Genomic DNA, 10,431 nt, shown 5'->3' with positions numbered 1-10,431 from the left:
CAAGAGATTAAGAGCGTTTTATGATAAGAAGCGTGAGGAAGGCAAACTTTATAAAGTCGCCGTCATTGCTTGCGTAAATAAGCTCTTACATTGGATCTATGCCATATTAAAAAACAGAACCACTTTCCAAGATATAGCCTAATTAAGATTTCCAGCTAAATAAGACAAAACCTTCCAAATATATGTCAGTGGAAGGTTATTTGGCATGCGTGTTTTCAGTATAACATGAGTTATTTTAAGTTTTTATTGAAAAATGTTGACAAACTATTAGCTGGTTTAGTTGAAGAACATATGCTAACTTTTGCGATAAACTTTTATCTTATATTCGCACCATTCTTCATTTAATTGATTCCAGTGTGTTATCTTCCAGGGATTGAAAAAAGTTTGTCCATTTTTATTAAAGAAGAGATTATTATCAATGTGGTAAGTAGCGTGCTGAATAATGCCATCATTATTCACCCAAGTTACAACATCTCCTTTTTTAACATCATCGTTTGTTAGGGAAAAATTTGCTCGTTCTAATCCATTTAGAAATGTATTAGGGTGAACCCACTCCCTAACAATCCAATCTTGTTCTGTAATTGCAAACAAAGTAGCCGATAAACAATTACTTCCTGATTCTGGTGAGAAATTGTTAGCATATTTCTGAATGTGTATTGGTGTCTGTTCTGGAACATCACAACAAATCCAATTATCCCAAAGTTGAGCATATGCTTTTATTGCATTCTCTTTTAATTGATATGGAAGTTCATTCCATATATTGTGTTGAATTACTAAGGACTTTTCTCCATTTTCCTCCACAATGTATTCTTCAGGAAGTGAACTTGCAAAAGAAAACAATGACAAGGGAAAAATTAAACCTCTGCCCACTTTAAACTGATTAAAAAGAACCTTTCTCTTTATTTGCTCTGGTAGTTTAGTTATCCAATCAGATTGTGCCACAATAACAAACTTAACCTTTTCAGAAATGTTCCAATACATATAACTATTGACCAGTTGGATTTGTTTATATGATGAATGTCCAAAAAATTCTTCTCTTGGAACAACTAAGACATCACTTAAATATTCAGCTAAAAAGTTTATCGTCTTTTCTTCTACGAAAAACAGGTCTTTTTTGGGAACAAAATTTTCTATCCAATTTCTAATCTGTTCTTTTGTTGGTTCCATTTTAACAGTCATTATTACCACATCTTTCTTTTAGCTCTTTTTTAGCTTCTTCTTTAATTAACCTACTTACTTAGGAAGTAAAATCACTTCTCTTTCTTAGTAAATATGGTGCTGACGCGTTACGTTTTATCAGTCCTTTTGTATCGCTTGTTATATGAATGTATTCTTCTGCATTTTGAAAATCCATCCAAGTAATCTCTTCTATTTCTTCAGGCACAGATATAGTAATCTCTCCACCGATTATCTTCCCTCTAAAAGTAAAGAAAACTGCGTGGTGTCCTCTATCCTCAAAAAACGCCTCACTTACAGAAAAAACATCACTTATTTCAACATCTAACCCCGTCTCTTCCTTCACTTCTCTAATTGCAGCTTCTTCAAGCGTTTCTCCAGGCTCTACTGCACCTCCAGGAAGTGTATAATAAGAGCCGTTTTTCCCTTTATTTTTTACCATTAATACATTCTCGCCCAGTTCATCAAATAGAAGCATATATGTGACATCTACTCGCTTCATAAGGTAATTTACCTCCATTTATTTAGTTTCTTCTTCAATATTACTTCTCTTTAACATAATACCAATTATTTCAAATATCTTGATTCCGAGCAATCCCCTTATTCAATTAAATGGCCCTTTACTTGAATAAAGTGAGTATTCTTATACTGACATCCTTTGCTCCCAGCAGCTAAAGTGTCAATGTTTTGTCGTTAATGGGAATTTTCTGGGTAACGTATGTAAGAACGAAAAACGCCAAGGTTCCCTCCCTATCAAGGATCCTTGGCGTTTTTCATTTATCTAGATAGTTTCGTTAATTTGTATTTCACGCATAGATTGGTAGATATCTAGTATTGTAGAGTAACCTCCCCTTGTTCTGAGACAACTTAAGTGTTACATGAACAACAACTTTAATGTGACTCAAACAACTTACCTGTGACTTATGAATAAGTATATGAAAAGGCTAGCTTGTTATGACACAAATCTAGAGATAAAATGACACAAAAGCACAGATTATACTTGTGGTATCTCTTCAATGACTGTTGAGCGACACAAAACTATATACTAATGTGACACGAAAGTTGAGATTATAAATTTTTGAACAAAAGTATCCAACTTAGCTATTGTGCAGGGACCCAAATCTAGTAATAAATTGACCCAGATTATCCTACAAGGTTTTGGTCAAATTGACACAAGTTTTTATACAAAATGATACCAAAGAAAGGATCTGAATTTTTCACTGCAGCATGGCAATATTTAAGACACAAAACTGCAGACAAAATTATCATCAATCAGCCTTTAACTGAGGTTTCATTGTAGAAAAAAACAGGAGCGGTTTCTATGTTCATTGCAACCGCTCCTTACTTTTATATTTTTACTTTTTTCAACCTTTCTAATCCGGGGTTGAATTCATCTCGTAACATCACTGATCTGTCAGCGTCGATAAAGCAACAATTATCTTTCCGGTCTACAAATTTTATATCTGTTCCATAATATTGCACTCTCTTCTTCTCCATTTACCAAAAATGGACCATTATTGGTACAACACCCAACTATGCTTAGATTTCAAACCAAAAATAATAACTTATTAAAATAATACTTATCACAAATATAATAATTCGTTGGTTCTTATTTTTACTCTTTTTTGTACCTCCATAAAAGAAGTATAAATAACCAATTAAAAAGACTATATAAGCTAATAACTTCAGAATTAAATCCATTTTTTTCCTCCTCCACAAACTGGAAATGCATCTTCTGACCGAGTGGAATAAAATGTATTTTCTTCTATTTGAAAGCTCGTCAAATCCTTTACTTCTGCTTTGATTGTTACTCCTATTTCTTTAGCGGCAGTTAATGAGCGCTTGATTGCTGTTTCTGAAATGTCAATACCTACAACCTCAAACCCTTTATTGGCAAAGTAGAGAGCATTCCTTCCTTCACCTATTCCCAGGTCTAAGACCTTTCCTTCTTTTACTAAAGCGGTGTAATCAACCAATGTTTGTATTGGCCTCAATCCCCATAAGTTATCTTCTATCTGATCATATTGTCTTTCCCATATACCTTTATTTCCTTTCATGATCGTCTCACCTTTCAAATCTCATTCCTTAATTGCTCCGGTCAACGTCTCTAATTTAAACGTTTCTTTTAAATCCTGATTGTTAATCCAGTCTAAGAAATGATTGATACCCTCTATACCATCAACCAAGACAGCTCGGTATATAAATACAGATGGATAGTTCAATCCCAATCTTACAAGGTTTTCCTTGATATCTAAGATTGATTTACGACTTTTATCTGTTATCACTTTATTCATAAACCCTACCAAGTCTCTAGATAGTGGACCGGTATGGTTAGAAGGAAAGAGCCACATGTCTACATTCCAGAGGATGCCTTCAGTATTATCTGGATAACGATACGCTAATTTAGAATATAAACCTTTAAATGGAGAGTTCATATAGTTATGAAACTTAATTTCTACCACTCCCCTATAGGTAGCCAAGTCTCCGAGTACTTTAAATACGTTTTGGGGACATGGGGTGTTACAGAAAGTCTCTATATCAATATCACGATTTACCATGAGATTATAAGCTGTAGCTCCAACCAGATGGACCTCACCAACTTCTCCCCATTTTTCAATGATGTCTAATTCGCTTAATATCTCTAGTGCAATCTTTTTTCTTTGAATGGAGCGATGAATGATTTCTTCCATTATTATTAAACCCTCTTTATAAAATTGTTATAATTTTGCAAATTATAACATCATAACGCTATTATCCATTAAATGCAAGACAATCTACTCTTTATTTTCAATTCCATATCTTTTCTACTTTATTCTCAATTCTACAAATTGGTGCCAATAGGTTAACTTTACTTAATGACTCTATTATACTTCTTCAGTTAAACTGCCCTTTAATCCAATAACTTCAACAAAAGAAGCGTTAATCCTTCTTGGATCAACGCCCCTCTTGAGGAATAACTAATCTTTATCATCTAGTATAGAACGTATACACTGTAGAAAGGTTGCCTTTGATGCCTTTCACACCTTTCCATTCTCTATACTTGGTTGGTACTTCTAAATTTGAAACAAAGATTTCCAATGGGACTTTATTTTTAAGTGCTTCTTGGGACTTATCAATTAAAAACGATAGATAATCCACTAACTCAAGTAACATTACTTGACTCCCTACATTTCCGTGACCAGGTATAAAAGTTTCAATATCCATCTTTTTTACTTTTCCCAAAATGAATCGAAATTCTTCAGGATTATAAATAGGCAAATGTAAGTTTTCCGTAACTAGATCACCCATAAATCCAATTTTCTCAAAAGGCAAATACATAAAAGTATCGCTTGAGGTATGCCCTCCACCTAAACAGTGTAGCTCTACCTTTCTTTTTGTACCTTCTATAATCAGCTTCTCTTCAAATAAAACTTGTGGTAATACAATTTTCATATTAGGTAAGTCGTTCAGCACTTTTGTCATTTCATTAAACTGATTTTCTAGACTAGCTCTCACAATTCTATCTTGATTAGCCTCAATTTGATTTTTTAAGCTCTTTAAATACACTTCCATCTCTACTCTTTCTTTCGCTAAATCACCAATTTTATTTTTTTCTTTAATCCATTGCTTGGTTAGAGGAGTTGAGATAATCGTTGAATCGATAAATGCCTGATTCCCAAAAACGTGGTCTCCGTGGTAATGACTGTTTATTAGATACTTTACTTTTTTTCCTGTAATATCTTCAGCTTGTCTTCTTAACTCATCTCCAGCAGAAGGGGTAGTAAAGGAATCGAAAATTAACAATGCTTCACCAAGATCTACAATACCCGCGTTACTCCAAGCACCTTGACCCGGCTTTGAGATTGCAGCATATACCCCATCACATAAAGAGTACAGAATAAAAAATTCAGTTTCTTTAATAAATTCTTTCAAAGTTCTCCCCCTTTTGGTATCGATACAGAAAATAGTCCTCCTTCAGTTAAACTGCCCTTTAACTTAATACCAATTATTTCAAGAACATTTGATCCTTACAATGATTTTATTCCGCAAAAAAAGCGCGATGTTAAATAATAGTCACATCTTATGGCGATGCCTTTACCTCCTCGTGAAGTCACAAATGATTCAGCAGCCCTTAACGGCAAAACTCATTGCAGAGGCACCAGATACAAACAAACTACTTTTTATTGAAGGACAGTACCGTGTACTTATTGGTGTAACATCTCTAGGCGTACTAGTAGGAATTCTGCTATTTCAAAAGAAAAATAGAAATTAAAATCACTTTACCTGTAATTAACTCCATTTAGATTTATCCTCCACGTAGAATAATACCAATTATTTCAAACCGTATAATTTAACACAAGCATAAAAATAAAAAAAGCTTATCTTTTTACAGATAAGCTCCCGATAATAATAAGCCTATAAAGTTAAAATATCAGATTACGAAGGTACAAAATACCGTATAACAAAGCCCCACCAATTAAAACTAGCAGTGCAACCATAGCAAAACCATAGATAAAGCCTTTCCCCATTGCAAATAAATCTAAAAATATGTTCTTTACCCCATCAAGCAGCGTCTTCATAGAACCCCCTCAAACATAACAATTATTTCTCTGGCTATCTTAATTTACTTATACGAAAACCCTCTTGGAAAGTTTCACTTTCTTTAGCATGACTGCTCTTTGCTCGAACATTTAGGGGCGGATGCTATTTTCAGCAATCGCCCCCTTTAGTTGAAGAATTTCTTTTTACGGATTTTAACGACTAAAACAAATACTAAGAAACTAATTATATAAAGACCAGTCAATAACCAGATATAAGTAATTGGGTTTGTCTTTAAAGCAATTAAAAACACATCAATCGGATAAATATCGCTACAATATTGAACATCCTGGGGTGTAAAGATAAATTTTGGTTTACATTCTGATTGTGGTAAGTATGCTATTTTACCTGTTATAAATATTGAATAAACATATGACACCAAGAAAATAGGTATGCAAATAATCCACATTTTCCACCATTTCTTCACACAAATCCCCCTGTCTCTTCGCTAGAAAGAATATCTACTGAACCTTCATAATTATCACCCCAATATTTAAATACATTGGGCTAACCTTCAAATATATAAACTGCTGTTCTTGTCAAAACTTTATTTTCTACGGGAGCACTCATTAAAAAATCCCAGATTTTTTAAATTTTGAATTAATTCTTACTCAATTAAACTGCTCCGACAGTTAGATAAATATTATCTGATACGGATTGTTATATGAACCTTGAACTGACACTTGCTCATTGTCTGTAAATCCGTCTTTGATATTTTCCAAGATGGATTCCCCTTTAAAGATAAAGAAGCAAAATATCAAAATTGCCAACAGAATAATAACCCCAAAAATTTTTGAAGGTATTAAGCCTTTTTTCATATTCATATTTTCATTCCCCCTAGAAAGTTCCCTTACCTTGAGTAACAGTTTAAGAATTAGACGGAGACCAAAGAATTTTTGTTTCGTATTATCCAATTAACCTGCTCATTAATTGAATAAGGGTAATAGCCCGAGATCAATTGGCTGATCTACGGTTACCCCCTCTAACTTAATAAATATTGTTACATTTTTCCTTCTTTTATCCATGACCAAATTCTATAACTACCGAAAATGCCTATTAAGAAAAGTATAATCATTGCAACTACCCATATACCTAATCGATTTATTTCTCGTAAACCTTCTTCATTTAATGTTATAAAAGTTGAAGATCCTACAAACATGAGGTAACCGAAACATTAGGAATAATCCATATAACTCTTAATTTAGTGTTCTTCAAAATAATAACCCCTTTATTTTAGAAACCAGCCCTTTACTTAATACCAATTATTTCAAAATCAACCAACTTACTCAAGGAAAACTTTTAATAAAAAGGGAGCTTACCCTTTTCTTGATAAGCCCCCGATTGTAAAAAAGTCACTTCATTTTTTTCTGTTGATTAATAGCAACAAGATACACGATAATCGAAAATAATATGTTTGATGAAAAAGAAATTACAGACAAAAAATTTTGAACATTGAAAATAAGCAAAAATGTTATTGCTGCTAATACACTAACAAATAAAGGATAAGTTAAGTTTAATCGCTTATAAAATTTGTAGAAAATCAACGCGAAAACAATTACCAATAACAACATTATAAAAATTTGATAAATCAAAAGTGAAAAAACCTCCATAATCCCCCTCCTCCCATAGTGTAATTTTACACTAAATGGGAAGTTTTCTCAATTTAATTTGTAGGTTTTTCCAAACTTCTTATTCCATAATGCTCCCCTTTAACGGCATAACATTCTATTTCAAGGTGAACCAGCTAATTCCATTTTTCAATCCAGAAAATGGCACGATAATCAAAAAGACGCGTTCCTCAATAAACGCGCCCGTTTATTGAAATTAGTAATAGTGAAAAATTGACATTATTTGAATATAGCCTCAATATATTCAGAATATGCACGATGATTTATTACGGCAGTAGTAATACGATATACTTAAAACATCTCAAGTTTAGTTAGGTCATCTTATAAAATAGGAGGTTAAAGATGCCATCAACAAAACTAATCCTGTTTGATTTAGACGATACTTTGATTCACTTTGAAGATTATTGGAAACCAAGCCTAATAGAAACCTTCCGTAAATACGAATTTTCGAAGGATATAAACCCAGAGCAGTTATTTGAGATTTTATGGAGACATAATGGCAGATATGCCGTTATGTATAAGAATAAAGAAATAACACTTCAACAGTTTAGGAATAATCGCTTAATTGATACTATAGCTGATGTTGGTCGAAGTATCGATGAAAAAACGGCAGAAGACTTTAACAGTTTGCATAAAGCAATAAGTACATCATTTATTCAGTCAGACGAAATATTAAAAGATCTACTAACTGAACTGAAAGCCTCATATTCCTTAGGGATCGTGACGAATGGAACATCATGGCAACATCAAAAGATAGATGCGATGGGTATAAGATCATTGTTCATTCCAGAAGCAGTCATAATATCAGAAGAAGTTGGTTTTGAGAAACCTGCTTCTGAGATTTATCATAAAGCACTTTCAGTTTTTCAGATTCCCGCAGAAGAAACTGTGTTTATTGGTGATTCATGGGTTAACGATGTGGAAGGACCAGGTAATGTTGGTATTTCGTCAATATGGTTTAACAAGAAGAATGAAGAAGTGCGTAAACACCCAAGACTCAAAGGCATCATAACAAAGATAGAAGAACTAATACATTTTTTGTAGACATTAGAAATATGACCCATTCCCAAGTTGGGTGAAAATGTTTTGCACAACAATCTGGCCCCTAAATTATTAAGAAGAACACATTTCTTGCTCGTTCCAGAAATGAGCCCAATAATTGAAGATTGGCAATAGCCGGAGATCAATAAACTGCCCTTCTGTTATTGCCCTCTTTAGTTTATTTAAGTGTATTTCTTTATTAACCCTAACTACATTCAAAGAGACCCGATGATTTAGTCACATATATAAATCCACCATTTTTATGTTTTTGTTCTTCTAAATAATCCATAAAACTTTGTAATTTCTCTAGAACTAATAAATCTTTCAAATTTGAATTAGAAGAAATTAAATAGTCGATAATTGCTTTTACTTCAGTAATTTTCAATCCATCTTGAAATTCTTTTAACTGCACTTTTGAAAAATACTCCCTTAACTGCTTTTCTCCATTCTCGCAAAAGCTCCCCAAACTCAATCAAATGGGAATTCCCGATAGTTGAACAATAAAATACCCCACCCTTTTTTAATACTCTACGAACTTCTTTTAAGGCTTGTTTTCTGTCTGGTACGTGGTAAAGCATATGATTTGCAATGACAACATCAAAGCTATTCTCTTCAAATGTTATTTCTTCAGCATTAATTTGTTCATACCTAAAATCGAAAAAATCATCTAATTTTTCTTTAGTATGCCATAACATCCCGGCAAAGTTATCCGAAAGGGTAACTTTCAATCCTTTAGGGATATCGTCTTTATTTTTAAACCAAAAAGAACCATCACCACATCCAAGTTCTAAAATCCGAGTATTTGGATTTAATTTCATTTGTTCAAGTAGCCATGAATGCCAATCTTGTGCGTTTATGCTGTAATTTTCGTGAATCCGTATTCTGGAAGATAAGTTAGTAGAATTACTGTATTGCTCAATTAAGTCCATTCATTTCAAATCCTTTCAACCACTTATTTATTAACTTGAATAAACCTGCACACTCAATACCAATTATTTCAAATATTCATATTTTAGGCAATGAGTTGTTCCGTTAAATGGCCCTTTCATGAAGAAAGACGCTTTTCTTATTTCAGAAAAGCGCCCTTTAATTGAATCAGGACTCTCAAATTACCTCATATAAATAGGCAATAAATAGAAGACATAATATAACCGTCACAAATTTTTTGCGTTCTTTTAAACTAATATATGTAAAACCAGCTATTGAAACCATAGTTAATGAATAGAATATGTAATCAAACCATTTTTCTTCTATGAAAAAGGTATCAATTGTATCAAATATCCAGAATAGAATTAGGGCATAAAGGTAAACCATATTTGATTGATCTTTTTTCTTTTGATCCATTTTAAAATTTCAACTCCAATTTCCAAAAAATCTTGAGCAATGAGGACGACTTTCTACTGTCCCTTTCAATCTTGGATATTATATTATACCAAAAAACACCAGACTTACTACGTAAATTATCCATTTCACCACTTAAGAGTTAGTTCAATATCTGACCCATACAGGAAAAGGACGCGTTCTTCAATAAACGCCCCCTTTCGTATTATTAGGTTAACCAGAATGTTAGATTTTTCTGGTTGACCATTTTTTATATGGTCTTATTATAACAGTAGCCAGGGTAGAACGTCCGCCCCCGTGGGACTTAGATCCCGTCAGTTAAACCGTTCACCCCCTACTGGTAGAAACATGTTTGAGGCTGGTTGGGACAAAGATCTCGTATAACAAGCGAAGCTATGATACTACTAAGAGGATTAGGGGTTACTGGCAAGTTGAATATAAGGAGGAGATTGAGAATGAATCCAGTCGTTGGTCTGGATGTTTCGAAAGGAGAAAGTGAGGTTCAGGCCTTTTTAGATAAAGGAAAACCTTACGGTAAAAGTTTTAGCATCAAGCATGATCTTGATGGGCTAGGCTCATTACTTGGGTTTTTGGAAAGCGTAAAAGATAAAACCGGCATTCAACCTTCGGTTGTACTAGAAGCAACTGGCCACTACCACGCACCTGT

General features: G+C 33.4%; 13 protein-coding genes and 1 pseudogene. 4 read left to right on the top strand and 10 right to left on the bottom strand.

Features of this window, described 5'->3' with window-relative positions; translation table 11 throughout:
- A pseudogene (locus F0342_RS24350) lies at nt 1–142 on the top strand (IS110 family transposase); the annotation flags it as partial.
- 152 nt (nt 143–294) lie between these two features.
- Here F0342_RS24350 and F0342_RS24345 read toward each other — a convergent pair.
- The 5 genes from F0342_RS24345 to F0342_RS24325 form a co-directional block, all read right to left on the bottom strand.
- On the bottom strand, nt 295–1,179 hold the full coding sequence (locus F0342_RS24345; RefSeq protein WP_149158279.1) for a hypothetical protein: 885 nt from the start codon (nt 1,177–1,179) through the stop codon (nt 295–297).
- 58 nt (nt 1,180–1,237) lie between these two features.
- Nucleotides 1,238–1,678, bottom strand: coding sequence for an NUDIX hydrolase (locus F0342_RS24340; RefSeq protein WP_149158278.1), 441 nt, complete (start codon nt 1,676–1,678; stop codon nt 1,238–1,240).
- A 1,189-nt stretch (nt 1,679–2,867) separates the two neighbouring features.
- Entirely contained in the window at nt 2,868–3,233 is a 366-nt protein-coding gene (locus tag F0342_RS24335) for a class I SAM-dependent methyltransferase (RefSeq protein ID WP_149158277.1), read from the bottom strand.
- Between the two features lie 21 nt (nt 3,234–3,254).
- Entirely contained in the window at nt 3,255–3,866 is a 612-nt protein-coding gene (locus F0342_RS24330; RefSeq protein WP_149158276.1) for a hypothetical protein, read from the bottom strand.
- Nucleotides 3,867–4,143: 277 nt separating this feature from the next.
- On the bottom strand, nt 4,144–5,088 hold the full coding sequence (locus tag F0342_RS24325) for an MBL fold metallo-hydrolase (protein ID WP_188048687.1): 945 nt from the start codon (nt 5,086–5,088) through the stop codon (nt 4,144–4,146).
- Between the two features lie 100 nt (nt 5,089–5,188).
- On the opposite strand from F0342_RS24325, the gene F0342_RS24320 reads away from it, so the two are divergent.
- Nucleotides 5,189–5,428, top strand: coding sequence for a lipid II flippase family protein (locus F0342_RS24320; RefSeq protein ID WP_149158274.1), 240 nt, complete (start codon nt 5,189–5,191; stop codon nt 5,426–5,428).
- Nucleotides 5,429–5,579: 151 nt separating this feature from the next.
- Here F0342_RS24320 and F0342_RS25120 read toward each other — a convergent pair whose 3' ends face one another.
- The 3 genes from F0342_RS25120 to F0342_RS24310 all read right to left on the bottom strand — a co-directional run bounded on the left by F0342_RS25120 (nt 5,580) and on the right by F0342_RS24310 (nt 6,578).
- On the bottom strand, nt 5,580–5,735 hold the full coding sequence (locus F0342_RS25120; protein ID WP_188048686.1) for a hypothetical protein: 156 nt from the start codon (nt 5,733–5,735) through the stop codon (nt 5,580–5,582).
- Between the two features lie 146 nt (nt 5,736–5,881).
- A complete protein-coding gene (locus tag F0342_RS24315) occupies nt 5,882–6,181 on the bottom strand; it encodes a DUF4306 domain-containing protein (RefSeq protein WP_149158273.1) in 300 nt (99 codons plus the stop codon).
- A 205-nt stretch (nt 6,182–6,386) separates the two neighbouring features.
- Nucleotides 6,387–6,578 (bottom strand): hypothetical protein, encoded by a 192-nt coding sequence (locus F0342_RS24310; protein WP_149158272.1) that lies wholly within the window; start codon nt 6,576–6,578, stop codon nt 6,387–6,389.
- 1,146 nt (nt 6,579–7,724) lie between these two features.
- Here F0342_RS24310 and F0342_RS24300 point away from each other — a divergent pair.
- Entirely contained in the window at nt 7,725–8,426 is a 702-nt protein-coding gene (locus F0342_RS24300) for an HAD family hydrolase (protein ID WP_149158271.1), read from the top strand.
- Nucleotides 8,427–8,628: 202 nt separating this feature from the next.
- On the opposite strand, the gene F0342_RS25115 is transcribed toward F0342_RS24300, so the two are convergent.
- Nucleotides 8,629–8,808, bottom strand: coding sequence for a hypothetical protein (locus F0342_RS25115; protein ID WP_188048685.1), 180 nt, complete (start codon nt 8,806–8,808; stop codon nt 8,629–8,631).
- The gene (locus F0342_RS24295; protein WP_149158270.1) at nt 8,795–9,352 is read right to left on the bottom strand and encodes a class I SAM-dependent methyltransferase; all 558 of its coding nucleotides are present in this window, start codon (nt 9,350–9,352) and stop codon (nt 8,795–8,797) included. The genes F0342_RS25115 and F0342_RS24295 overlap by 14 nt, the downstream gene beginning before the upstream one ends.
- 867 nt (nt 9,353–10,219) lie before the next feature.
- Here F0342_RS24295 and F0342_RS24290 point away from each other — a divergent pair.
- Nucleotides 10,220–10,431, top strand: a 212-nt coding sequence (locus F0342_RS24290; RefSeq protein WP_149158269.1) for an IS110 family transposase, incomplete at its 3' end; no start/stop codon positions are given.

It is taken from the genome of Bacillus sp. CH30_1T (assembly GCF_008364765.1).
Taxonomy (GTDB): domain Bacteria; phylum Bacillota; class Bacilli; order Bacillales; family Bacillaceae_B; genus Rossellomorea.
The sequence above is the reverse complement of the archived record's forward strand: the minus strand, read 5'-3'. Positions and strand labels throughout refer to the sequence as shown.

Excerpts from the sequence above, each read along its gene's own strand:
- F0342_RS24310 (WP_149158272.1), bottom strand. The coding sequence starts at position 6,578 with ATGAATATGAAAAAAGGCTTAATACCTTCAAAAATTTTTGGGGTTATT.
- F0342_RS24340 (WP_149158278.1), bottom strand. The coding sequence starts at position 1,678 with ATGAAGCGAGTAGATGTCACATATATGCTTCTATTTGATGAACTGGGC.
- F0342_RS24330 (WP_149158276.1), bottom strand. The coding sequence starts at position 3,866 with ATGGAAGAAATCATTCATCGCTCCATTCAAAGAAAAAAGATTGCACTA.
- F0342_RS24300 (WP_149158271.1), top strand. The coding sequence starts at position 7,725 with ATGCCATCAACAAAACTAATCCTGTTTGATTTAGACGATACTTTGATT.
- F0342_RS24320 (WP_149158274.1), top strand. The coding sequence starts at position 5,189 with ATGATTTTATTCCGCAAAAAAAGCGCGATGTTAAATAATAGTCACATC.
- F0342_RS24345 (WP_149158279.1), bottom strand. The coding sequence starts at position 1,179 with ATGACTGTTAAAATGGAACCAACAAAAGAACAGATTAGAAATTGGATA.
- F0342_RS24335 (WP_149158277.1), bottom strand. The coding sequence starts at position 3,233 with ATGAAAGGAAATAAAGGTATATGGGAAAGACAATATGATCAGATAGAA.
- F0342_RS24295 (WP_149158270.1), bottom strand. The coding sequence starts at position 9,352 with ATGGACTTAATTGAGCAATACAGTAATTCTACTAACTTATCTTCCAGA.
- F0342_RS25120 (WP_188048686.1), bottom strand. The coding sequence starts at position 5,735 with ATGAAGACGCTGCTTGATGGGGTAAAGAACATATTTTTAGATTTATTT.